The following is a 23,783-nucleotide window of genomic DNA, read 5'->3' as shown; positions in this document are numbered from 1 at the left end:
AAATTCATTCTTATGAAAGGTCTTATTATATTGCAAACAATATTAAACTTCAAGATAAAGAGAATAAGACTTGATAAAAAGTAATTTTAATAAATATAATTATTATTTTATTTTAAGTAATAAATTATAATTCCCCCTTTTCCCCTCTTTTTTGTAGTTATAATTTTCTCATAATTCTGATAAGTATATTTTGAAGATATTCATTGGGTCTTTAGAATGTAATTAGATGAGTTAGAACTAAAAAAAGGAGGAATCATGAAAAAATTAAGCAAAAAGTTAATGCTTAGTTTATTGGTAGGTATGAGTATAGCGACAAGTGTTGCTATTGCTTCTTCTGGCACAGAAGGAAAAACCATACAGATGAGCCACGATGCTATAGAGATAATGGCAAATCCAGATGGAACAAAAGCTACCAGAGGTATAGTTTCTCTTCAAGATTATATCGTTGAAGAGAAAGAGAGATATGATTGGATTTTTAAAAATCATCCAATTTTTAAAACTTATTTGCCTAAGGGTAAAGTTGTAGGTAAGTTAAAATCTGTGGATCGTGGGCTAGAGTTTTCTCATGCAGGAAACGGGAAAGACTTTCAAAAGTACAGTAAGAGAAAAGGTATTACTGCAACTATGTATCGTCTTCCAACACAAGATCCATTGGTTTTCCCAAATAAGTTTATTGGACCAGAAAAATGTGGAGAGTGTCATGCTGTACAGTATGAAAAATGGAGTCGTTCAAGACACTCAACCACAATCAGATTTCCAGGTGAGCATCCAGAAGTAAGTAATGATTTAGAAAAGTCAGTATTCGGCAAAAATACTGCTTCAATACTTCCTAAAGGAGTCACAACTGATAGCATATATGCTACCGTAGGACATCTTAGAACAAAGTTAGGATTTTTTGATAAATGGTTACTTAGAGGAACTTATCATGTAGTTGGTGGTTTACTCAAAGATGAAACAGGTACAATTGTAGCTGGTGCAAATCAATTTCAGAGAACTTGGGCCAATGATTTAACCCCAGAAGTTGCTAAGAAAATTAGAAAATTTATTCCTGAATTTCCTGTTACATTAAAAGAACATGGAGATAATGGTGGATATGTAAGAGGTTTGGCTTCATATTCTGCAAGATATAAAAAATCTATGTCAATTCAAGCTGCTTCATCTTATTGTCAAGTATGTCATCCATGGAAATTTGACTTTAAAGATAAAAAAGAGTTCTATTCTGCATTAGGTGATGCAAAAAAATTACATGATCACACAATTTCAAAAGGAATTAGTTGTGAAGAGTGTCATGGAGCTGGTGGTCACTTAGATGGTGCTCAAGGTTTAATGACTTCAAATTGTGAGAGATGTCATCAAAGATTTAGCTTTAGACCATTTTTAGCTGAAAAATTTAGAAAATCTAAAAACCCAGCTATAAGTCATAGAGCAGCTGAACTTGGAATGACTTCTAAGTTTAAATCAGCAGGCCCTGGTTGTGGTACAGAAGGTTCACAATCTTATTTTACAGCGCATTATGAAGCTGGTATGAGATGTACTACTTGTCATGATCCTCATGATGTAACAGGTTATGTTGAAACTAAATCAGCTAAAAAAGGTGGAGTTTATCAAGATACTGGTGATTATCTAAGTTCTTTTTATTCAAAACCAGCAATCAGAAAAGATTGTAAAAGTTGTCACAAAGCAGCAGCGTATATTAAAGAAAACACAAAAGATACTCATAGCAAAGTTAGTTGTAAGTCATGTCATATGCCTTTTACAATGAGTTGTGAAAACTTCTATGCTGTTCAATATCAAGATCATGCTGGATTTGATACTCAAAGAAGATCTCATATCTGGAAAATCAATGTTGATGCAAAAAGCAAAACAATGAATCCTCCTCCAGGTGCTCCAAGAGTTCAGCAAGTTCCTAAAAAGTATAAAAACTGGTATCTAGCTAAGAATGAAAAAGGACATAACTATATCGATTTGATGTGGGCATGTGGTAAAACATCTTGGGCAGATAAAGATATGGTTGATAACAAAGGTTGTCATAGTATCGTTCAGTCAACACTTAAAAATACTTTACATTTTAAAGATCAGCAAAGAGTATATGATGAAGTAATGGGATGGCAAAAACCTATTAAGAAATTATATGCAGAAGTAACAGTTTCTATAAAAGGAATCTATGAAATGCTAGATGTTACTAAGTTAAGTGTTTCTGATAAATCAAGAGTTAATGAGTTAATTGAAAAAGCTCAAGATGCTATGGATTTAATCAAAAAAGACGGTTCTTGGGGTGTTCATGGATTTAAATACACTGAGAGAAGAGCAAAAGCTGCTAAATCTTATGTTGAGCAAGCTCAACAAATTTTAGAGAAAGCTTCTAAATAGTCTACTTTTATGTAGATAATAAGGGGTTACATGTAAAAGTGTAACCCTTTAATTTAATTAAGGGATAAGTTGATGAAATTAGCAGAAAAAAAAGTATATTTGATTTTACCTATGCTTTTAGCTTTAGTGGGAACACAAAGTTTTGCATCTGAATTAAAAACAAGTGTACAAAAAGAGTCTTATAGTATAGGAGCTTCCACTGGTAATTATATTGTAAACCAAGTATATGGACAGGTTCAAATGGGAGCTAAAATAGATATGGATTCCGTATTGGAAGGTTTTAATGATGCTCTAAAAAAGAAATTAAAACTAAATGAAGAAGAGATTATAACCAATTTAAATAATAGAGCAGAGTATTTAAATAAAGCAAAAAAAGAGAAAATTTTAAAATTACAGCAAGATAATAGTAAAAAAGAAAAAGATTATCTTCAAAAAAATAGTAAAAAAGATGGTGTAAAAGTTACAAAGTCTGGTTTACAATATGAAATAATAAAAGATGGAAAAGGACAGACTCCTAAACCAGAGAGCATAGTTGTTATTAACTATAAAGCATCACTGATTGATGGATATGTATTTGATAGTACTTATGAAAGAAAATCTCCAGCACATTTATCTATGATTAATATAGTAGAAGGTTTGAAAGAGGGCTTGATGTTTATGCATGAAGGCTCAAAGTTGAAGCTGACGATTCCAAGTAAATTAGGCTATGGGGATGTTCAAATGAGAGATATTCCACCTAATTCAGTTTTAACATTTGAAGTAGAGTTGCTCAAAGTTTTAAAACCTGGGGCAATGAAACAAAAGAAAAAATTTGAGATGATGAGTGATACAAAAGACTATAAAAAGAAAACTTTGAAGTAATGTAAAAGAGTTTATAGGAGGCAAAAATGGGTAATAAAAATGATAGAAGAACTTTCCTAAAGGGCATAGGTTTTGGTTCAGTTCTTCTTAGCACTATGCAATATAGTTTAAGTGCTAATGAAGAAAATCAAAAAGTTGACAAAAGTCCCCATTATGGGATGGTTTTTGATCAAAATAAATGTGTTGGTTGTACTGATTGTGAAAATGCATGTGCAGAGATAAATTTAGTACCAAAAGGGCAAAAACGTCTATTTGTTCAAGATAAAACTGATCAGAATCATACTGATGAGAAAAGATATGTTCGTGTTTCTTGTCAACAGTGTGAAGAGGCTCCTTGTGTGCAAGCCTGTCCTACAAATGCTTCACATAGAGATTCAATAACAAATATTGTTACTATGAATGCGGATGATTGTATAGGATGTAAGTATTGTATTGTTGCTTGCCCTTATGATGTTCGTTTTATTAATGAAGAGACAAAAGCTGCTGAAAATTGTAATTTTTGTTTAAATAGCAATTTTAAAGAAGGCAAAAAACCAGCATGTGTTGAAGCTTGTAAGTATACAGCTTTAGTATTTGGAGATTTAAATGATGAAACATCTTATATAAATAAATTATTAAGAGTGAAAGATTCTGTTCGTATGAAACCAGGTTTTGGTACAAAACCTAGTTTAAGATACATACCTATTGTTAAGTTAGGAGTTTAATCATGAATGAATCAATTAATTTTACAGTTGGTTTCACTGAAGGGATAGGTTGGCATTGGCCAATTGCTGTTTATTTGTTGTTAGCAGGTATTTCTGGAGGAGCATTAATATTAGCTTTAGCAATCCGGTTTTATAAAAAGCAAACTGAAAATACAGCAGTATACAAATCGTCTGCTTTAATTTCTTGTTCGACAATTATGTTAGGAATGGTTTTTTTAGTAGCAGATTTGGAAAAACCTTTTGTTTTTTGGAAGATTTTAATAAATTATAATTTTTCTTCTGTTATGTCTATTGGTGTTGCTGCGATATCCGTGTATATTCCTTTAACATGTGTAATAGTTATATATGCTTTTGAAAAAGAAATTAAATCACTTTTTGGATTTTTATCTCCAATTATAGATTTATTAAAAATAGTAAGAAGTCCTCTTGAAGGTGTGACAGTATTTTTTGCTGTGATTATATGTGCTTATACAGGGTTTCTAATTTCAATATTAGTTCGTTTTCCTATGTTAAATACTGCAATTTTACCAGCCCTGTTTGTAGTTTCTGGACTTTCAGTTGGTGTTGCATCGTTGAGTTTAGTATCACATAAATTATTTAAAGAAGATATGCATTCTGGCGATATGAAAATTCTTCATAAAGTTGAATGGCCAATAATGTTTGTAGAAGTAATGTTTTTAAGCATGCTTTATGTTGGTTTATTAGTAGGTGGAGCATCAGGACATGTTGCTATAGAAGGATTTCACAGTGGAGTCTGGGCAAATGTGTTTTGGTTTGGTGTTGTAGGTATTGGTTTTATATTACCACTAGTTTTAAATTTTGCCTTAGGAAAAAAGATGTCAAATTCATTAGCGGTATTTTATACATCTGGACTTTCTAGTTTAGTTGGCGTTTTTTGTTTACGTCTATTTATAGTGTATGCAGGGCAAATTTTTAGCGTATAAATTGTTTAGTTTATTTCAAGGATAAGTATGGGTTTTTTCAAAAAAGTGTTTTTCTCTTATAGTTTTGTTATTTTAATGCTCTTTATATTAGGAGTTGGGGCAGCTATTGCTACATTTATAGAAAATGATTATGATAGTCAAACTGCTAAAGTATTAGTTTATCATGCGCTTTGGTATGAAGTGGTTATGGTGTTTTTAGCTGTTTCATTAATAGGGTTAGTATATAAGAGAAAAATGTGGAGAAGACTTGGAGCTTTTGTGTTTCATGTAGGATTTGTTGTTGTCTTAATTGGTGCTGGAGTAACAAGATATTTTGGTTACGAAGGAGTTTTACATGTAAGAGAAGGTATGAGTGAGTATAAAGTAATATCAGAAGAGTCATACCTTCAAATCAATACGGAAAATCAAAGCTACGAGCATCTACTTGCCCTTGGAAAAATAGGAAATAATAATTTTAAATTTGAAGATAAAATAGAAGGTAAAAACTTTATTGTAGAATTTAAAGAGTATCAATATTTTAAAATTACAAATGTAGATAAATTAACTTTAAAAGTCACTTATAATGGACAAGTAAAAGAGATAGAAGTAAGAGGGGGACATGGTAGTATTGAGCCTCCAAGTAGTCTTTATTATGATGGTTTAGAAGTTCAAGTATCTTGGGGTTCAAAGTTGATTAATTTACCTTTTAAAATTAAATTAGAAGATTTTCAAATAGATAGATACCCTGGCTCTATGAGTCCTTCTTCATATGCTAGTGAAGTAACACTAATAGATGAAAAAGAAAATATTAATGTTAAACATAGAATTTTTATGAATCACCCACTCTCTTATAAAGGTTTTAAATTTTTTCAATCATCATATGACAGAGATGAGTTAGGCACAATTCTTTCTGTTAATAATGATCCAGGTAAATGGCCTACATATTTAGGCTATTTCTTGTTGAGTTTAGGATTTGTATTAAACTTTTTTACAAAAGGAAGTAGGTTTTCTAGACTAAAAAGTTTTTTACACAAAAGTAATTTGTCTCTTATGATAGTTGTTCTTATGAGTTTCTCAACTTGTTTAAAAGCGGATGCTTTGGCATATATTGAAAAATACAAAGTGAATTCTCTAGAACACTCAAAAGCTTTTGGAAAACTTTTAGTGCAAGATTATAATGGTCGTATTAAACCTATGAGTACAGAGTCTATTGATGTTATGCACAAAATGTCAGGAAAAGATTCATTACTTGGTTTAAAACCAGAGCAAATTATGTTAGGGATTTTAGCAGATCCTTTAGTTTGGGAAGATGTAAAATTAATTAAAATAAAAAATAAAAAAATAAAAAAACTTATAGGTATTCGTCAATCAGAAAAATATATATCTTTTTCTGATATTTTTAAAGAAAATGGAGAGTATAAACTCAAAAATGAAGTTGATGAGGCTAATGCAAAAGCACCTGCTAAAAGAGGAACTTTTGATAAGGATCTCATTAAATTAGATGAAAGATTAAATATATTTTATATGGCATCTAAAGGATTTTTTACTAAGTTTATTCCAAAACCAAATGATGAAAAAAATACATGGTATAGCCCTCAAGATGCTAGTGCAGAGATATGGTTAGAACAAAATATCCGTGAAACTTTGTATACATATATAAAAGCGTTAAAAGTAGGCATAAAAAATAATGATTGGGCTGAAGCTAATAAAGCATTAAAAGCGTTAAAAAATAATCAACTAAAATACAGTAGTGATATATTGCCAACAAAAAGTCAATTAGATGTTGAGATTTTATTTAATAAATTGAAAATATTTCAAAAGCTTATAAGTTTTTATTTTATCTTGGGATTTATTATTTTAGTAATTGCAATTATCTCAATATTTTTTGAAAAAAATTATAGATATTTAAATAAAATATTTTTTTATCTTTTACTTTTTGGATTTCTCTTTCATAGTGCTGGAATTCTTATGAGATGGTATATTTCAAATCATGCTCCTTGGAGTGATACTTATGAATCACTAATATATATTGGATGGTCAACACTTTTAGCTGGTCTTATAGTGTTTAGAAAATCATTATTAGCATTATCTGCATCAGCACTTTTAGGTGGAGTCATTATGCTTGTAGCGCATCTTAATTTTATTAGTCCTCAAATTACAACGCTTGTTCCTGTTTTAAAATCGTATTGGTTAAGCATACATGTATCAGTTATTACTGCTAGTTATGGATTTTTAGGACTTGGTGCTTTACTTGCTTTTATTGCACTAGTATTGATGATATTTAGAAATCAAAAAAATGAAATTAGATTAGATATTCAAATAAGACAGATTTCAGCAATTACTGAAATAAGTTTAATAATAGGTTTGTCGTTATTAACAGTGGGTAATTTTATTGGTGGTGTTTGGGCAAATGAATCGTGGGGAAGATATTGGGGTTGGGATCCAAAAGAGACATGGTCTTTTATCTCAATTGTTGTTTACACCATGGTTTTACATCTACGTTTCATTCCAAAGCTGAATACTATTTATGTATTTTCAGTGGCTTCAGTTATTTCATTTGCATCAATTATAATGACGTATTTTGGAGTCAATTTTTATCTCTCAGGTCTTCATTCATATGCCTCAGGAGATAAGGTACCTGTGCCTAATTTTGTATATTATATGATTTTGATAGTTCTTATAATAGCATCATTAGCTTATAGAGGTCGAGCGGTTAAAGTAATTAAATAAAATGAGTTTAAAACTCAAAAATAAGGATAGATTGTGGAGTATTATACATATATATTGACATTTCATTTTATGTCAGTGATGTCGTGGATGGCAGTAATGTTTTATTTGCCAAGGTTATTTGTTTATCATAAAGAACATAGTCATAAAAAAGAGTTTGTTCAAGTAGTTGAGATTCAAGAATACAAATTATATAAATACATTGGTTTACCAGCTTTGTGGGCTTCTATTGCCAGTGGTGGATTAATATTGTATTTAAATCCATATCTTTTACAAGAATCATGGATGCATTTAAAAATTTTAGCGTTAGGTTTTTTAATAATATATAGTTTTAGTATGGAATACTATAGAGTAAGTTTAGCAAAAAATGAGTGTACAAAAAGCGGTCATTTTTTTAGAGCATATAATGAAGTACCAACTTTGTTATCAACATTGATTGTAAGTTACGTAGTTATAAAAGATTCTTTATTGTGGTATTCGTTAGCCGTAATTATTATATTTGGATTTATTATTTATAAAATAGCAACCCTTAAAGATTGAAATAAAAAACAATGAAAAAGATTATAGAAACAGCCTCATTATTTAGTAGTGCAGAAGCAATAAGAAAATCTATGGCTTCTAATTTGGATTTAGGTTATACAACATCACCTACAAAACATATTTTTGATAAAAATAAAAGTTATTTTTTATATATACATGTACCTTTTTGCCATGAATTTTGTACTTTTTGTACTTTCCACAAATTTAAATACAATGAAAGTACATGTAAAGAGTATTTTGCAAATGTAAGATTAGAATTATTAAAAGCAAAAGAAGAAGGATTTTCTTTTGACACTTTATACATTGGTGGAGGGACTCCTCTAATCGATGAAAAAGAACTTATGCTAACGTTAGAGTTAGCAAAGAAACTTTTTGATATCAAAGAAGTTTCATGTGAGAGTACACCAAATCATATAGATGCAAATATCCTTACAAATTTTAAAGGACTTATTGATAGACTCTCTATTGGTGTTCAAACTTTTGATAATAGCATATTAAAAAAGATTTCAAGATATGATAAATATGGTTCATCTGAAATTTTGCAAGATAAAATTTCTGCTGTTGTAGGAATTATCCCTATTATTAGTTTAGATTTAATTTTTAATTTGGATATGCAAAATGAAGAGATGCTAAGACATGATTTACATATAGCAAAACAATTAGATGTTGAACAAATCACTACATATCCTCTTATGAATTCAAAAGCCATAAATCAGTCAATGTTAGAGCATTTTTTGACTTTGAAGAAGAGTAAAGAGTTTGAGTTATATAATATTATAAGAGAAGAATTAGCGGATTATAGTTTAAATAATGCATGGTCATTTTCTAAAACAAAGACAAATATTAGTGATGAATACACAGTTACGAATAGTGAATATATAGGTATAGGCAGTGGAGCTTTTAGCCATATTAATAATCAATTACATGTAAATGCTTATGATTTAAATCAATATAAAGAATTAGTTACCAATAATACTAATGCCATTATTGCTTCGAGTAAGCTATTTACACTTAAAAAACATATTCAATATCAATTTTTACTATATCTTTTTGGTGGTTGTGTTGAAATTAAAAAGTTTAATAAACTATTTAAAGTTAATTTAGAAAACATTTTAAAATTAGAAATTTTTATGCTAAAAAGAGTTAAAGCAATTGATATAAAAAAAGGGATTATTTATCCAACTAGATTTGGAGAGTTTCTTATTGTTTCTATGATGAAGGAGTTTTATATGGGTATGGATAATATTAGAGCAATGTTGAGAAAGTCAATTATGACTGAGACATTAAATTAATCAAAAAGGATAGATATGAAAAAGATTATAATTTGTTTATTTATGGGTTCAATGTTACTTTATGGAAGTTTTTTAGAAGATGGTATAAAAGCATACGCTAAAGGAAATTATAAACAAGCAGCACTAAATTATGAAAAAGCATGTGATAACAATAATGCAGATGGATGCTATAAATTGGGTTTTATGTATGAAAATAAACAAAGTCTCAAGCAAGATTTTAGAAAAGCTTTCAATTTATATGAAAAAGCATGTACTTTTGGTAGTGCAAGAGGTTGTTTTCAAGTAGGTGTTTGTTTTGATAAGGGTGGTATTGTAAATGTTGAAAAGGATTATTTAAAAGCAGAAACTTATTATAAAAAATCTTGTAAAAATGGTTTTTCATTGGCTTGTTATAATTTAGGAGGGATGTACCAATATTCTTTAAATCCTGATAAAAATAAAGAAAATATGGTGAGTATGTATGAACAAGCATGTGAAAAAGGAGCAATTTTAGGATGTTACAAGTTAGGTAATATTTATGAGCCAAAAGATAAAAAGAAAGCTATAAAATGGTACAAAGAAGGATGTGATCGAGAAGATACGCAATCTTGTTTTCGTCTTGTAGATATTCAAATAAAAAGTGTAGCAGCACTTGATTCTAAAGATTTTAAAAAAGTTTTTGATGAGTATACTGAGGGGTGTAAAGTTGGTAACACTACACAATGTTATAAATTAGCTATTTTGTATTCAACAGGTAGAGGTGTAAAACAAAGTTACCCAAAAGCAAGAAAGATATATAAAAGAGCTTGTAGTATGGGTGATAATGCTAGCTGTATAGAGTATTTAATGTTAACTGATATGGGTTTTTAAAAGGAATCAAAATGAAAAAAATTATAATTATATTAATGGCGTTTTTTCTTACAGCTGAAGCTGGGTATATAAAAGAAAGTGTTGAAGCGCATAAAAAAGGTGAGCATAAAAAAGTAGCAAGTATATATCAAAAGGCTTGTAATGAAGGAAAAGCATCAGCTTGTTATAATTTAGGTGTTTTATATATGGGCTCAGATGGAATAAAAAAAGATGTTACTAAAGCCATGAGTTATTATAAAAAAGCATGTGATGAAAAATTTACTTCAGCATGTTATAACTTAGGGGTGATTTATAGCGCTGGAAAAAATGTTAAAAAAGATATAAAAAAAGCAGTGAAATTATATAAAAAAGCATGTAAAGATAAGGATGGAGCAGCTTGTAATAATTTAGGACGAATCTATGCCCAAGGTGATGGAGTTACTCAAGATAAAAAAATGGCAACTACTTTTTATGAAAAGTCTTGTGCAAGTTTTGATTTGATAGGATGTAATAATTTAGGTTACATGTATGCTCATGGTGAAGGCGTTAAAAAAGATTATAAAAGAGCAAATGCATTTTATAAAAAAGCATGTGATGGTAATGTTTATATGGCTTGTGAAAATCTTGGTGTTATGCATGAAAATGGTTTAGGGCTCAAACAAGATTATAAAAAAGCTTCCCAATTGTACAAAAAAGCATGTGATAAAAAGTTTGCTAAAGGATGTAATAACCTTGGTATATTACATATTCAGGGAAATGGTGTAAAACAAGATACTATAAAAGCTAAAAGTCTTTTTAAAACAGCCTGTGATAAAGGGCTTAAATTAGCATGTACCAATTATAAATATTTAGATGATAGTAAAAAAGGAAATTAGTATGTTTGTTAAGTATTTATGTATATTAGCACTCATGTTTACTGTTTCAAATGCAAAAATGTTTCAGTCAATATCTGAAGACAAAGGGACATTTGTTCAAAAAGGTAATACAAAATTGTATTGTCCAAATTGCGGGATGAATTTACCAAAGTTTTATAAAACAAATCATATTCATAAAAATCATCAGTACTGTTCTTTACATTGTTTAGCTGAATCAAATAATGGAAAAAAACTTCAAGATGCAAAAGTTGTAGATACTAAAAGTTTAAAGTTTATTGGTGTAAAAAATGCTTATTATGTGGTTAATAGCACCAAAAAAGGGACAATGAGTGTACATAGCAAATATGCATTTGCAAAAGAAAAAGATGTACAAGAGTTTAGAAAAAAATATGGTGGACAAATTGTTGATTTTGCACAAGCATATGAATTAGCAAAAATAGATTTAAAAAAAGATACATCAATGATAAATACAAAAAGACAAAAAAAAGTCTATAAAGTTGGCAAAAAATTGTATTTAGCTAAATGTAATAAAGTAAACCCAGAAGCTTTTGAGAGTATAGCCTCTTTAAAAGCAGGGCTAAAAAGTGAATGTAAGATTTCAAAAGATAAAGCTTTGCAAGCTGTAGCTGTATATCTTTGGGATACACAAAAACTTCATAAAAAAATGGGGGCAATAGGTTCGATTAAAGTACCAAAAGATGCAAAATGTCCTATATGTGGTATGTTTGTTCATAAGTATCCAAAATGGGCAGCTATGATAGATGCAGATAAAAAGCTCTATTTTGATGGTGTGAAAGATATGATAAAGTATATTTTTTCTCATAAAGAAGATATAGATGTAAAAAATATTTATATAACTGATTATTTTTCAACAACGAAAATTAAAGCTAAAGATGCATATTTTGTATTTGGATCTAACGTATATGGTCCTATGGGAAATGAGCTTATACCTTTTAGCTCTGAAATTAGTGCGTATGCATTTAAAAAAGATCATTTTGGAAAAAAAGTACTTACTTTTTATGACATTGATCAAGATGTTTTAGAAGAGATTGAGGAGCTGTAGTGTTTTTTATAAAAAGGATATTAATTATTTTTTTCATTTTTTTAGTAATCATTATTGGTGATTTAGTGACTTATGATTATGTTGAAAAAGAAGATAAGATTAAGGAGATTTCTTCAAAAATGACTTCTATATCTCCCTCTTTTTCCTTTGCGTCAAAAGAATATAAGAAGTTTGTTTATGATAAATAAAAATTTTGTTGATTTTTCTATACTTTTACTTTTAAAAGATAAAAAAGAGTACTTATTTAGTTTTTTTATTTTTACTTTTATTGTTTTTTTAGCAAGTTCAATCTTATTTATATCAGATTCTATTAAACATGATCTGTTTATAGCTTTGGATAAACAGCACCAAATTATAGTAAAAAATACAAAGTCTGGTAGGTATACACCTTTAAGTGAAGAGCATATTGATAGTATTTTACAAATTTCTGGAGTGGATAACGTTAAAGGTAAAGTTGATGGCTATTATTATTTTGCTCAAGATAGACGATATTTTCATATAGTTGTTGATGAATCTTTAGATGAGCATAGTATGATTATATCTTCTGAAATTAAATCTATTTTAGCAAAATTTAAATACACCACTCAATTTAATTTTTTAACCCAAGATGGTATTACTAGCTTGGATATTAAAAAAGTTATTAAATCCAATATCATTTCTAATGATGTTATCTTAGTAAACGAAGATATTGCAAGAAAAATTTTGAATATGGATGAAGATGAATACTCTTATCTAGATGTATTAGTTCCTAATAATAGTGAGATAGATTTTATTTCACTAAAAATAGTTGATTTGTATCCTGATATAAAGGTAAAAACAAAAAATGATTTAAAGTCAGATTATGAATATGTTTTTTATTATAAAGGAGGTATATTTATGATTTTATATATAGTATCGATGATATCATTTTTTATTCTTTTAAAAAATCAAATATCTTCTGTATTTGGTGAAAAAAAACGTGAAATAGCAATATTTAGAAGTATAGGGTTTGCGATAAAAGATATTATTTTTCTTAAATTTATTCAAAATAGTGTAGTTGCTCTTTGTTCTTACTTTTTAGGTGTATTCTTAGCATATATTTTTGTATTTATCTTTGGTGCTCCATTATTAAAAAATATATTTTTAGGGCATGATGCTAGCCATATTATATTTACACCTATTGTAGATGTAAAAACACTTTTTGTTATGTTTATATTTACTGTTATTCCTTTTTTAGCCTCTATTTTATTGCCTGCATGGAAAATAGCAGTAGAAGATATGAGTGAGGTAATAAAATGAGATCCAAAATTTTAATAAGAAATTTATACAAGATTTATAATGAAAAAAAAGAAAATGAGTTTTTTGCCCTTAAAAATATAAATTTAAATATAAAGTGTGGAGAAATTGTTATTATAAAAGGTATTAGTGGCAGTGGAAAAAGTACTTTACTTTCTCTTATTGGAGCACTAAGTAAACCAAGTAGCGGTGATATATTGGTAAATGAGCAAAATATTGCAAAACTTCCTGATATTTTTTCCTCGCAATATAGAAATGAAGAGGTTGGATTTATATTTCAATCGTTCAATTTAGTAGATGGCTTAAGTGTTTATGATAATGTTAAAGCTCCTCTAGTATTAAGTAATATAAATCAAGATGAATTAAAGAAAAAAATTAATTTAGCTTTAGAAGTTGCAAACATAGCGCATAAGTCTCAACAGATGGTTTCAAATTTAAGTGGAGGAGAAAAACAAAGGTGTGCAATTGCACGAGCCTTAGTCAATTCACCTTCTCTTATTTTAGCTGATGAGCCTACTGCAAATTTAGATAAAAATAATTCATTAATATTTGTTGATATTTTAAAAAAATTCAAACAATTAAATAAAACGGTAGTTGTAGCAACTCATGATACAATATTTGATAATTTAGCTTTTGTTGATACATATGTAAATATAGAAGATGGAGCAATTATTTAATGTCTCTTTTTTTGTTAAATGACATAGTAGTTTTTATATTTATAGAAGTTATTTTATTACTTTTGTTATTTATTAGTGAATTTTCTGTCTTAAAAGTTTTAAAATATTGGGATTTTAGTGCAACCACTACTTTTCAATATGCTTTGGAAAAAAGAAATTATTTGGTTAATACTATAATATATTTTACAGTATCAGTAAAAATAGTACTTTTTATCTTTTTTGTTAAATCATTGGATGAGCTTTCACTTTTAGTTCCTGGAGCTATGTGTGCAACAGGTGTTATTGGAGCAAATTCCTACGGAAACATTTTATTGTTGTTTAAAATTTTTATGTTATTTTTACTTAGTATTTGGATTATTATTAATAAACTTGACTTAGAATCAAAAGTTTTTCCATATATAAAAGAGAAGTATTATCTATTTAGTTTTATTTTTGTTCTTACATGTATAGAGTTTTGCTTAGAGCTATTTTATTTTATGAATATACCATTAAGTGTACCAGTCTTTTGTTGTAGTACAGTTTTTAAATTAGATAATTTACCATTTGAATTAAACACATCAGGCTTACTGATAATATATTACTTACTTTTTGTAGTTATCTTAATATCATCGTACTATAAAAAAAGCATCATTAGTTTTTTTGCAAATATACTGTTTTTATTTACATCATATTATGCTGTTACGTATTTTTTTGGCACATACATTTATGAATTACCAAACCATAAATGTCCATTTTGCATGTTGCAAAAAGAGTATTTTTATGTAGGCTACTTTATTTGGTTTTCTCTTTTTTTAGGAGTTTTTTTTGGTATATCTCCTTATATAATTGAATCTATAACATTAAAAAAATATACTTATTTGCATAAGTATTGTATATTGTTTACCACCATATTTGTTGCTTTATCTACATATTTTGTAGTGAGTTATTATTTAAAAAATGGAGTGCTTTTATGAAAAGAGTATTACCATATTTTATTTTAATTATATTTGGTATTTTTATCTATAATTATGCACAGACTACTTCAGAAAATGTATATTATGTAGATGAGAATATAAAAAAAGAGCCTCTTCCTGTAGTTGAAATAAAAAAAGAAAAAACTGTTATATGTAGTGATTGTGGCATGATGGTCAAAAAACTTGATACTTCTGCACAAGTTGTAACTCCAAGTGGAAGAACTTATTTTTTTGATGATGTTGGGTGTATGATTCGTTGGGTTGATAAACAAAGTTTTAAAAAAGATATAAAAATGTTTGTTTTTGTCCCTGAATGTTCATGTTATATTGATGCATATGAAGCTTGGTATATAAGAGATGGTATAACGCCAATTGGATATGGCGTCAGAGCATACGGAACTTCAATGGGTGCACTTGGTAGTGATTTTACATTTTCCGCTCATGAGTATGGACTGCAAAATTATAAAGAATCAGATGCAGAAAAAGATATATATGAATTTGATGAAGTGAGACTCTATGTACTTAGAGGAGAAACTTTGCTGAACCCTTTGATTAAAAAACTGATACTATACCCAAAATAGAAATAAAACTCACTGCTTTTTTTACTGACAATTTACTAGTTACTTGACACTTCTTTTAATATGAATATTTGTTCATATACAATTCATAAACCTTTCATATTCGGATGTTATATTTACAAAAAATATAAAGGAATAGTTTGTTAAGTAATGCAATAAAAGCTTTAAAAGCGAATGCTTTAAAAACAACTCTTATATACTTTAGCCTCATTTTTTCAATTGTATCTATATTTTTAATAAGTGCAATTTCTAGTGGGATTATAAGTATGTATAGTAGTATGCTTAAAAGCGATGGTGATATCATAATAACTCAAGCAAAGATTTCTGATACATTCTTCTCTAATGTTGATATTAATCTTATAAACAAGATAGATAGACTCAATGGTGTTAAAGAATCATCAGCAATGATAGTAGGAGCATCACCAGTTGAAAAACTACCAATAGTTGCTGTTTATGGAGTGACTAAAAATAGGTTAAAGAATTATAAACTTATAAAAAATAATTATCCAAAGCAAAATGAAGCTCTTGTTGGAGAAGCAATATATACGAATCTAAAAAATAAAAATAGTATTTCTATTGCAAATAAAGATTTTAAAATATCGGGAGTTTTTACAAGTGATGTAGGCTTTGAAAATGGGAGTGTTGTTATAAATATTGATGAAGCAGGAAAAATATTTAATAAAAGTGCTTCTATGATAATGGTTAATAGTGATTTGAATGCTAATATAGAACTTTTAATAAAAAATATTAAATCTTTAGATACTAATATCGATGCAAAATCTACAGATAATTTTGTAGATAATTATAATCAATTTAAAATCATCAAAACGTCTTCAAATGTTATTTCATTAATTGCTTTTGCCATGGGCTTACTTGGAATTGTAAGTATTATGAGTATCACTATAAATCAAAGAAAAAGTGAATTTGGTATAAAAAGAGCATTAGGTATCTCTATGAAAAAGATTATTTATTCAATTATGTTTGAAAGTTTGATATTAGGATGTTTAAGTTTTGTAAGTGCATTTTTGTTATCTGAATTTGCTCTTTATCTCATAAAACATTCTTCTCATTTACAAGGTTATGTAAATGGGGAGATAACTTTTTCATTGGCTTTAAGTATTTTTCTAACTTCCATTTCTATGGCTGTTATAGGAGCTATTATTCCAGCATTTAATGCGGCTCAAACTGATCCTGTTAGTTTAATACAAGGTAATAGAATATGATAAAAGCAGTAGATATAACTCATAAATACAATAATGATTTAGCATTAAACAGAGTAAACCTTGAGATAAAAAAGGGTGAATTTGTATCGATAATAGGAGAGAGTGGCAGTGGAAAGTCTACTTTACTTTCTATCTTATCAACACTTTTAAAACCAAGTGAGGGAGATGTAATCTTCAATGATACAAATTATAAAGAGATAGAAAATATAGATACCTTTAGACAAACAAATATTGGATTTATATTTCAGTTTCATTATCTAATCAATTATCTTAATGTAAAAGATAATTTAAAAATTGCGAATGAAAAAGTCAGTGAAGAAGAAATTAACACACTTTTAGAAAAATTAGATATTCAAGAATTAGTTAATAAATATCCAAGTGAAATATCAGGGGGACAAAGGCAAAGAGTAGCTATAGCGCGTGCAATGATGAATAAACCTACTGTTATATTTGCAGATGAGCCTACCGGAAACCTTGATTCTAAAAATTCGTTAAAGGTATTTGAATTGTTTAAAAAGTTATCAAATGAGGGGACTATTATTATAGTTGCAACTCATGATTTAAAATTAGCTGCATTAGCAGACACAATATATGAGGTGAAAGATGGACAACTTTAATAGTTTTATTCAAAGAAATTTTAAAATATCTTTTGTATTTTTTGCATTAGGACTGTTTTTTGGCATTATATACTCTTTAAATTTACTGGGTATTTTTATAGATTCACAAACATTGTTACCTTCAAATATGAGATCAATCCATATTAGTTTAATGCTTTATGGTTTTGTGACATTAATGCTTTCGTATCTTCCTTTTTTAATTATTAATAAAGAAGTCGGAAGTTGCAGTGATGGACTCCATTATTTAAATTTATATACAATTTTTTGGTATATATTTTTAATATTTATGATTTTCTCACTTCTTTTTGGAAATACAAGAGGTTTAGCTTTTTATGATTTTCCTTATGAATTGAATTTTATTTTAGCACTCGCAGGTGTTTTTTATATTATCGCTTTATTTAAGTTTATTAAACAATATAAGGTGTTACCTACTTGGGTAAAAGTATGTTTAAAGATAGTAATTATTGCGCCAATTACACTGTTGATTTTAATGAATCCTATTATCGGTCAAGTTGAAAGAACGATAAGTGGACCTCATGGAGATAATACTTTAGGAATGAGTTTATCGATGATCCCTTTGTATTATTTGATTATAAAATTACTCAATAAAGGTGAATTTGTTGCTAAGTGGAATATTTTTTGGATTATTCCTACTATTTTTTATTTTTCTTCTGTTTTGTATAGAATCTTTTTTGTGCCACTTACTTATAATCAAGAGTGGTTTTTACAGTATTTAACATTTTTGTATGTGCCATTACTTTACAAGTGGTATAAGGATACTCATATTGAAGGATTTGCTAAAAAAGCTCTTCTTGTATCAATTTTAGCCTTTGTATTTGTAGATATTGAAGGCAATATTCTTTTTATTCCAGAACTACGATGGGTATTTCATAGAAATGATTTAGTGGTAGCTCACGCTCATGTAGCCATGGGTATAGGTGCATTTTTTATGGTAATTGCTATGTTTACACAATATATAAAAGAACTTCAAAAAAACTTTTTTTATACTGTGTATCTTTTAGGTATGCTCGGTATTTTTAGTGTTTTAAGTGTGAGTGGTTTATCACAAGCAGGTTTTATAGATATTGATATCTTGCAACTTTGGATGGCACGAACATTCTTTGGAATTATCACGTTTGCATCTATTATCGTATTTATAGATTATAAAATCAAAGCAACGAATTTACAAATATACAATGTACTAGGGGTTTTAAATGATGGTTTAGGAGGGGTATTTTTAATTTTATTAGCAAGTTTTATATACCCTTATATGCAAATACCTTTTGATGGAAAGTACCAGTACATTGTATTTGCTTTTGTAAGTCTTACAGGAGTTATTCATTTTATGGCTTTAAAATATAAAGAACATGAAGATATTTTGACCTCGCTTACAGCATTAATAAGAGTTTTTATAAGCGCAGTATTCTTTTCTTTGTATTCAGCAAATATTTTAGGGAAAGAAGCTTTAGTTATTTGTGTATTTGATTTGGTATTTGCACTTTTTTATGTAGTTTTTTTAAAGAAAGGAAAGATGTTATGCAAAGATTCATTCTAGTGCTTTTTATAGCTTCTGAGTTGTGTTATTATTTACTTATTGCTCAAACGGGTATTGTTGAGTATTTTTCATCAAATATTTATTTGATTGCGTCACTTCCTATAGGTGGAGTATTAGGTTCTTTTTTAAGCTTTTACATAAAAACATCTAATTCAAATAAAATATTATTTTTTCTAATTATTCAGCTTATTATGAGTTTTTTATATCCCCAATTCTCTTTTATTATGCTTTTTATTTTAGGCATTAGTGTTGGAGCTTTAGCTCCACTTATAATTAATGAGTTAAAAAAAGCTACGGCTTTGGATATAGGATTATCTTTGAGTCTTTCTTATGTTGTTGGAACTTTCTTATTTAATTATGAAGCTTCTGAGCGAGGGAGTATAGCTATAGTTTTAAGTCTCATAACTTTAGTCTGTTCAAGATTTTTACCAAAACAAAAAGTTTCTAGAATGAAATATGAAAATTATTCACTCTTTGCTATGGTTTTGTGGGTGTTTTTAGACTCTGCTTTGTTTGAATCCCTTTCTAGAGATTTAAGTATTTCTATATGGAGAGGTGGTTATAGTTCTCAGATTGCTCTGTTTCACATTGTGGGGGTCATAGCAGCTTTAGGTGTGAAATTAGAAAAGAATCAAAAAGAGTTATTGATAATGGTGCTGTTTGCTATAAGTTATCTCTTATATTTTTTGAGAGAAGCTAATATATTAGCTATTGTCTATCCGTTTGTTATTTCTTATTATAATGTTGTCATACTTCAAACAATATTGAAAAAAGATTTAAAAACAATATCAATTTATATGGTATTTATTGGATGGATAGCTTCTGGGACAGGTTTATTTGTTGCTGTAGAAAATTTGATTTTATTTGTACCAATTATATTTTTAATTGCATTTTTTAGAATCATCATATCTTATGAGAAATTAAGTATAATAAATAAGGAGATACGTCATGTATAGAATAGTTATTTTTGTTTTAGTAACTTGTCTTTGGGCAAATGCCTCAGATTTAACTTTACAAAAGGGAAATATATCAGCACATACAGAGATATTTGGTGATAGTAATATTAATCCAAGTACAAAAGAGATTCACTCAAAACTTATGATAGATGCTAATATAGAGTCACTAAGAGGCAAAATATTTATTGATACTCTTTCTTTAAATAGTGATAAAAAAGATAGAGATGAGCATATGTATGAGCTTTTAAATACACAACTTCATAAAACTATTTCATATGAAATAAAAGAAATAAGTAAAATAAAAGATGATTACCAAATAGCAGGTGTTTTAACGCTTAATGGAGTTCAAAAAGATGTCCTTTCCATAGCTTCAATCAAACAAGATAGTAATAACTTGAGTTTAGAAGGAAATTTCTCTATTCAATTAACACAGTATGATATGACACCACCAACATTATTGTTTTTAACTGTGAGAGACCAAATAGATATAACTTATAATTTAACATATAAAAAGGTAAATAAATGATAAAAAAAATCTTATTTTTAACACTATTTTCAGTATATATATTTGGAGCTAGTTTTAAAGTTAGTGATACTATTGGTAGTTTTTCTTTACCAGATCAATTTGACAAAGTTCATGTTGTAGATAATAAAGCAAAAATTATAATAGTCTCTTTTGAAAAAGATACAGGTAAGCTGGTTAATGATTTTTTGGCATCAAAGGAACCAAGTTTTTTACAAGAGCATAAAGCAGTATTTATTGCAGATATTTCTTTGATGCCTTCAATTATTACAAAGTTGTTCGCTCTTCCTAAAATGAGAGATTATAAGCATGACATCTTACTAATATATAAAGAAAATGATGATAGATTTTTACATAAAGAAGATCAATCAACAATTTATAAACTTGAAAATGGAGTTATCAAAAGTATAAATTTCATTACAACAAAAGAAGATTTAGCAAAAGTTTTTGAGTAATCAAGATGCATATTGTAGAACCTACTGTTTTAGAAGTATTTGTAGAGAATACTTCTTTAAACAACCTTAGAATACTTCACTTAAGTGACTTGCATATCAATAAAAAAACGAATAGTGAAGTATTGAAGTTATTAGTAAAACAGTGTAATGATTTAGAGGTTGATTTTATAGCATTGACTGGGGATATTATAGATTGTAAAGTAAAATTTATCAAAGAAAAATTGCAAATTTTAAATTCTATATCAAAAAGTGTTTATTATATTAGTGGCAATCATGATCTCTTTTACGGCTTGTCTTCACTTCAAAAAGTTCTAAGTAATTTTATTTTTTTAGATAACCAAATAAAAACAATTGAGTTTAAGGGTAATAGTATAAATATAATAGGTTTAAGTGATCGATTTTCGAAATTTTTTGGTCACAAAAGAGATGAAAAAAAAATAAAAAATATATTAAAAAAAAGTAGCCCATCGATATTTTTAGCACATCAGCCCAAAGATTATAAAATAGCTGTTAATTCACAAACGGAGCTTTTTTTATGTGGACATACTCATGGAGGACAAATTTTTCCTTTTCATTATCTTGTGCGTTTAGTACAACCTTTTTTAAATGGCCTTTTTTATGTGAATAAAACTGCTATTTATGTCAATAAAGGATTAGGTACTTGGGGTATTGATTATAGGTATAAAGCAAAAGCAGAAATGACTATTTTAAAATTAATTTCAAAAAAGGTACAATAAATTATGAAAATTTTAATTATAGAAGATGATATAAAAATTGTAAATTTTTTGAAAAAAGGCTTAAAAGAAGAAAGTTATACAGTTGATTATTCACTCAATGGTGATGAAGGTATATATCTGGCTTCTACAAATAATTATGATCTAATTTTATTAGATATTATGCTCCCAGTTAAAGATGGTATGGAAGTATGCAAAACATTACGCTCTTCTAATATTCAAACACCAATAATCATGTTAACAGCGAAAGATTCTATCGAAGATAAGATAATTGGATTAGATGTAGGGGCTAATGATTATTTAGCAAAACCTTTTTCCTTTGCTGAACTATTAGCAAGAATTCGAGTACAATTAAGAGCAAAAAACACATCTGATATTAAATTAAAAATTGCAGATCTTGAGTTAGATTTATTGCAAAAAACTGCAAAAAGAAACGGCGATAATATAGTATTAACCGCAAAAGAGTTTTCTCTTTTAGAATTTTTAATAAAAAATAAAGGTAGAGTCTTATCTGAAACATTGATAAGTTCATCATTAAGCAATATTGATGAAATGAATTTAAGTAATACGGTAAATGTATATATTTATAGACTAAGAAATAAAATTGATAAACCTTATGAGCAGAAGTTGATTAAAACTGTACGAGGTTTAGGTTTTAAGATATGTGATGAATAAGTTATCTATTAAAAAAAAGTTACTTATTTACGGCTTTTTTATACAACTTATTGTTTTATGTATTTTCTCTTTTTCTTTATATAAATCTTTAGATATAGCTACCATGGATAAGTTAAAAACTACTTTAAGAGTGATTGTATTAGATGTTGCAGATGATATAGTACATCATAAAAATGAACTTCATAGCATTAATTTTAATGAAGAAAATGAGTATAAATTTGAGCCTTTGTATTTTAGGTTATTAAAAGTCAGTGATTCTTTAGAAACCATAAGTTCTTTAACATTTCCTAAAAATATTTCTAGTCAATATTCAGATTTAAAATTTTTAAAACAAGGAACTATTACTTTTGAACATCAAAATCATTATGTTATTAGTAGAGTGAAAATAGATATAAAAAATATAGATTATGTGATAGAAGTTGCTACAAATCAAAATTATTTTAATAATACTTTAGAAAATCTTTTGTATATTCTATTTTTTATAGTTCCAATTGTATTGATTTTATCAACTACAGGAGGATATTTTTTAATTTATAAATCATTTTTACCAATTAACGAAATCTTAATGAATTTAAAAAAAATCAATGCAACAGATTTATCAAAAAGACTAGAAACTTTAGATAACAATGATGAAATAGACTTGTTAAGTAAAGAGATTAATAGCCTCTTATCAAGACTGGAAATTTCTTTTGATAAAATTTCTCAATTTAGTAGCGATGCTTCACATGAACTGAAAACGCCACTTACTATTATAAGAGGAGAGATCGAAGTAGGACTTAGAAAAGAGAGAACTACTCAGGAGTATAAAGAGATTTTAGAAAATAATTTAGAAGAAATTTTAATTATACAACGCACTATTGATGATTTACTTTTTTTAGCAAAGTCTGAAGAACCTTTAAATAGTAATTCTAAAGAGTTAATATATTTAGATGAAGTAACACTTGAGGCAATAAATGAACTTAAGAGTTTTGCAAAGTTAAAAAATGTGAGTATAGAGTATGAAATAAAAGATGCTATGCAGATGCAAGGGCATTCAAAATTACTTAAAGTGGCTATAAAAAATATTATAAAAAATGCCATTCTTTTTAGTCATGAAAATGAAAATGTCATAGTTGAAAATTATATAAAGGATGAGAAATATATTATCAGTATTCAAGATTTTGGTATTGGAATTCCTCAAAAAGAACATAAAAAAATATTTGAAAAATTTTATAGAACTGATAAAAGCAGAAACAAAAATTCAGGAGGAACTGGTCTAGGAATGGCAATTTGTGAAAAGATTGTTACATTACACGGTGGAAAGGTTGAACTTCAAAGTAAAGAGAATGAAGGCACTATAGTTACTTTTGCTTTTTTTGTATAAACCTTTACATGTAAAT

The 23,783-nt window shown here is 27.9% G+C and carries 24 protein-coding genes; all 24 read left to right on the top strand.

All coding sequences use genetic code 11. From position 1 onward, the window contains the following. The first annotated feature begins 255 nt into the window (after nucleotides 1–255). The 24 genes from K354_RS0106965 (at nucleotide 256) to K354_RS0106855 (ending at nucleotide 23,767) form a co-directional block, all read left to right on the top strand. Nucleotides 256–2,370: a multiheme c-type cytochrome gene (locus K354_RS0106965; protein ID WP_024954783.1), complete on the top strand. Its 2,115-nt coding sequence runs from the start codon at nucleotides 256–258 to the stop codon at nucleotides 2,368–2,370. A 72-nt stretch (nucleotides 2,371–2,442) separates the two neighbouring features. After that, nucleotides 2,443–3,231: an FKBP-type peptidyl-prolyl cis-trans isomerase gene (locus K354_RS0106960; RefSeq protein WP_024954782.1), complete on the top strand. Its 789-nt coding sequence runs from the start codon at nucleotides 2,443–2,445 to the stop codon at nucleotides 3,229–3,231. Nucleotides 3,232–3,257: 26 nt separating this feature from the next. Continuing rightward, a complete protein-coding gene (locus tag K354_RS0106955; RefSeq protein ID WP_024954781.1) occupies nucleotides 3,258–3,935 on the top strand; it encodes a 4Fe-4S dicluster domain-containing protein in 678 nt (225 codons plus the stop codon). 2 nt (nucleotides 3,936–3,937) lie between these two features. Next, nucleotides 3,938–4,879 carry an NrfD/PsrC family molybdoenzyme membrane anchor subunit gene (gene nrfD / locus K354_RS0106950; RefSeq protein WP_024954780.1) on the top strand — a complete coding sequence of 314 codons (942 nt, stop codon included), beginning with the start codon at nucleotides 3,938–3,940 and terminating at the stop codon, nucleotides 4,877–4,879. Nucleotides 4,880–4,906: 27 nt separating this feature from the next. Further along, nucleotides 4,907–7,588 carry a cytochrome c biogenesis protein CcsA gene (gene ccsA / locus K354_RS0106945; RefSeq protein ID WP_024954779.1) on the top strand — a complete coding sequence of 894 codons (2,682 nt, stop codon included), beginning with the start codon at nucleotides 4,907–4,909 and terminating at the stop codon, nucleotides 7,586–7,588. A 33-nt stretch (nucleotides 7,589–7,621) separates the two neighbouring features. Beyond that, nucleotides 7,622–8,125: a CopD family protein gene (locus K354_RS0106940; RefSeq protein ID WP_024954778.1), complete on the top strand. Its 504-nt coding sequence runs from the start codon at nucleotides 7,622–7,624 to the stop codon at nucleotides 8,123–8,125. A gap of 11 nt (nucleotides 8,126–8,136) precedes the next feature. Further along, the gene (locus tag K354_RS14090; RefSeq protein ID WP_084607337.1) at nucleotides 8,137–9,417 is read left to right on the top strand and encodes a coproporphyrinogen III oxidase family protein; all 1,281 of its coding nucleotides are present in this window, start codon (nucleotides 8,137–8,139) and stop codon (nucleotides 9,415–9,417) included. A 15-nt stretch (nucleotides 9,418–9,432) separates the two neighbouring features. Then, nucleotides 9,433–10,266: a tetratricopeptide repeat protein gene (locus tag K354_RS14085; RefSeq protein ID WP_037940432.1), complete on the top strand. Its 834-nt coding sequence runs from the start codon at nucleotides 9,433–9,435 to the stop codon at nucleotides 10,264–10,266. Between the two features lie 11 nt (nucleotides 10,267–10,277). Beyond that, nucleotides 10,278–11,120, top strand: coding sequence for a cysteine-rich Sel1 repeat protein (locus K354_RS0106930; RefSeq protein WP_024954777.1), 843 nt, complete (start codon nucleotides 10,278–10,280; stop codon nucleotides 11,118–11,120). 1 nt (nucleotide 11,121) lies between these two features. Then, entirely contained in the window at nucleotides 11,122–12,183 is a 1,062-nt protein-coding gene (locus tag K354_RS0106925) for a nitrous oxide reductase accessory protein NosL (RefSeq protein ID WP_051505398.1), read from the top strand. Beyond that, nucleotides 12,183–12,371, top strand: coding sequence for a hypothetical protein (locus tag K354_RS15100; protein WP_024954775.1), 189 nt, complete (start codon nucleotides 12,183–12,185; stop codon nucleotides 12,369–12,371). The genes K354_RS0106925 and K354_RS15100 overlap by 1 nt, the downstream gene beginning before the upstream one ends. Next, nucleotides 12,361–13,461 carry an ABC transporter permease gene (locus K354_RS0106915; RefSeq protein WP_024954774.1) on the top strand — a complete coding sequence of 367 codons (1,101 nt, stop codon included), beginning with the start codon at nucleotides 12,361–12,363 and terminating at the stop codon, nucleotides 13,459–13,461. Before K354_RS15100 ends, K354_RS0106915 begins: the two co-directional genes overlap by 11 nt. Next, nucleotides 13,458–14,135 carry an ABC transporter ATP-binding protein gene (locus tag K354_RS0106910; RefSeq protein ID WP_037940429.1) on the top strand — a complete coding sequence of 226 codons (678 nt, stop codon included), beginning with the start codon at nucleotides 13,458–13,460 and terminating at the stop codon, nucleotides 14,133–14,135. Before K354_RS0106915 ends, K354_RS0106910 begins: the two co-directional genes overlap by 4 nt. Continuing rightward, nucleotides 14,135–15,088: a hypothetical protein gene (locus K354_RS0106905; protein ID WP_024954772.1), complete on the top strand. Its 954-nt coding sequence runs from the start codon at nucleotides 14,135–14,137 to the stop codon at nucleotides 15,086–15,088. Before K354_RS0106910 ends, K354_RS0106905 begins: the two co-directional genes overlap by 1 nt. Next, on the top strand, nucleotides 15,085–15,669 hold the full coding sequence (locus K354_RS0106900) for a hypothetical protein (protein WP_024954771.1): 585 nt from the start codon (nucleotides 15,085–15,087) through the stop codon (nucleotides 15,667–15,669). Before K354_RS0106905 ends, K354_RS0106900 begins: the two co-directional genes overlap by 4 nt. Before the next feature lie 137 nt (nucleotides 15,670–15,806). After that, a complete protein-coding gene (locus K354_RS0106895; protein ID WP_024954770.1) occupies nucleotides 15,807–16,889 on the top strand; it encodes an ABC transporter permease in 1,083 nt (360 codons plus the stop codon). Next, on the top strand, nucleotides 16,886–17,506 hold the full coding sequence (locus K354_RS0106890) for an ABC transporter ATP-binding protein (protein ID WP_024954769.1): 621 nt from the start codon (nucleotides 16,886–16,888) through the stop codon (nucleotides 17,504–17,506). Before K354_RS0106895 ends, K354_RS0106890 begins: the two co-directional genes overlap by 4 nt. After that, nucleotides 17,493–19,061, top strand: coding sequence for a hypothetical protein (locus K354_RS0106885; protein ID WP_024954768.1), 1,569 nt, complete (start codon nucleotides 17,493–17,495; stop codon nucleotides 19,059–19,061). The genes K354_RS0106890 and K354_RS0106885 overlap by 14 nt, the downstream gene beginning before the upstream one ends. Further along, entirely contained in the window at nucleotides 19,043–20,017 is a 975-nt protein-coding gene (locus K354_RS0106880; RefSeq protein ID WP_024954767.1) for a hypothetical protein, read from the top strand. The genes K354_RS0106885 and K354_RS0106880 overlap by 19 nt, the downstream gene beginning before the upstream one ends. Next, nucleotides 20,010–20,543 carry a YceI family protein gene (locus tag K354_RS0106875; RefSeq protein ID WP_024954766.1) on the top strand — a complete coding sequence of 178 codons (534 nt, stop codon included), beginning with the start codon at nucleotides 20,010–20,012 and terminating at the stop codon, nucleotides 20,541–20,543. The genes K354_RS0106880 and K354_RS0106875 overlap by 8 nt, the downstream gene beginning before the upstream one ends. Then, nucleotides 20,540–20,995 carry a hypothetical protein gene (locus K354_RS0106870; protein ID WP_024954765.1) on the top strand — a complete coding sequence of 152 codons (456 nt, stop codon included), beginning with the start codon at nucleotides 20,540–20,542 and terminating at the stop codon, nucleotides 20,993–20,995. The genes K354_RS0106875 and K354_RS0106870 overlap by 4 nt, the downstream gene beginning before the upstream one ends. A 5-nt stretch (nucleotides 20,996–21,000) precedes the next feature. After that, a complete protein-coding gene (locus K354_RS0106865) occupies nucleotides 21,001–21,732 on the top strand; it encodes a metallophosphoesterase (protein ID WP_024954764.1) in 732 nt (243 codons plus the stop codon). A 3-nt stretch (nucleotides 21,733–21,735) separates the two neighbouring features. After that, nucleotides 21,736–22,404 carry a response regulator gene (locus K354_RS0106860; protein WP_024954763.1) on the top strand — a complete coding sequence of 223 codons (669 nt, stop codon included), beginning with the start codon at nucleotides 21,736–21,738 and terminating at the stop codon, nucleotides 22,402–22,404. Nucleotides 22,405–22,507: 103 nt separating this feature from the next. Beyond that, entirely contained in the window at nucleotides 22,508–23,767 is a 1,260-nt protein-coding gene (locus K354_RS0106855; RefSeq protein ID WP_245600583.1) for a sensor histidine kinase, read from the top strand. Nucleotides 23,768–23,783 lie beyond the last annotated feature (16 nt).

It is taken from the genome of Sulfurospirillum arcachonense DSM 9755 (assembly GCF_000597725.1).
GTDB lineage: Bacteria > Campylobacterota > Campylobacteria > Campylobacterales > Sulfurospirillaceae > Sulfurospirillum_A > Sulfurospirillum_A arcachonense.
This window is presented reverse-complemented; position numbering and strand designations above follow the sequence as displayed.

Bases quoted from the DNA above. Each gene is read 5' to 3' on its own strand.
- K354_RS0106965 (WP_024954783.1), top strand. From the start codon at position 256: ATGAAAAAATTAAGCAAAAAGTTAATGCTTAGTTTATTGGTAGGTATG.
- K354_RS0106960 (WP_024954782.1), top strand. From the start codon at position 2,443: ATGAAATTAGCAGAAAAAAAAGTATATTTGATTTTACCTATGCTTTTA.
- K354_RS0106955 (WP_024954781.1), top strand. From the start codon at position 3,258: ATGGGTAATAAAAATGATAGAAGAACTTTCCTAAAGGGCATAGGTTTT.
- nrfD (WP_024954780.1), top strand. From the start codon at position 3,938: ATGAATGAATCAATTAATTTTACAGTTGGTTTCACTGAAGGGATAGGT.
- ccsA (WP_024954779.1), top strand. From the start codon at position 4,907: ATGGGTTTTTTCAAAAAAGTGTTTTTCTCTTATAGTTTTGTTATTTTA.
- K354_RS14090 (WP_084607337.1), top strand. From the start codon at position 8,137: ATGAAAAAGATTATAGAAACAGCCTCATTATTTAGTAGTGCAGAAGCA.
- K354_RS14085 (WP_037940432.1), top strand. From the start codon at position 9,433: ATGAAAAAGATTATAATTTGTTTATTTATGGGTTCAATGTTACTTTAT.
- K354_RS0106930 (WP_024954777.1), top strand. From the start codon at position 10,278: ATGAAAAAAATTATAATTATATTAATGGCGTTTTTTCTTACAGCTGAA.
- K354_RS0106925 (WP_051505398.1), top strand. From the start codon at position 11,122: ATGTTTGTTAAGTATTTATGTATATTAGCACTCATGTTTACTGTTTCA.
- K354_RS0106915 (WP_024954774.1), top strand. From the start codon at position 12,361: ATGATAAATAAAAATTTTGTTGATTTTTCTATACTTTTACTTTTAAAA.
- K354_RS0106910 (WP_037940429.1), top strand. From the start codon at position 13,458: ATGAGATCCAAAATTTTAATAAGAAATTTATACAAGATTTATAATGAA.
- K354_RS0106905 (WP_024954772.1), top strand. From the start codon at position 14,135: ATGTCTCTTTTTTTGTTAAATGACATAGTAGTTTTTATATTTATAGAA.
- K354_RS0106900 (WP_024954771.1), top strand. From the start codon at position 15,085: ATGAAAAGAGTATTACCATATTTTATTTTAATTATATTTGGTATTTTT.
- K354_RS0106890 (WP_024954769.1), top strand. From the start codon at position 16,886: ATGATAAAAGCAGTAGATATAACTCATAAATACAATAATGATTTAGCA.
- K354_RS0106885 (WP_024954768.1), top strand. From the start codon at position 17,493: ATGGACAACTTTAATAGTTTTATTCAAAGAAATTTTAAAATATCTTTT.
- K354_RS0106880 (WP_024954767.1), top strand. From the start codon at position 19,043: ATGCAAAGATTCATTCTAGTGCTTTTTATAGCTTCTGAGTTGTGTTAT.
- K354_RS0106875 (WP_024954766.1), top strand. From the start codon at position 20,010: ATGTATAGAATAGTTATTTTTGTTTTAGTAACTTGTCTTTGGGCAAAT.
- K354_RS0106870 (WP_024954765.1), top strand. From the start codon at position 20,540: ATGATAAAAAAAATCTTATTTTTAACACTATTTTCAGTATATATATTT.
- K354_RS0106865 (WP_024954764.1), top strand. From the start codon at position 21,001: ATGCATATTGTAGAACCTACTGTTTTAGAAGTATTTGTAGAGAATACT.
- K354_RS0106860 (WP_024954763.1), top strand. From the start codon at position 21,736: ATGAAAATTTTAATTATAGAAGATGATATAAAAATTGTAAATTTTTTG.
- K354_RS0106855 (WP_245600583.1), top strand. From the start codon at position 22,508: ATGGATAAGTTAAAAACTACTTTAAGAGTGATTGTATTAGATGTTGCA.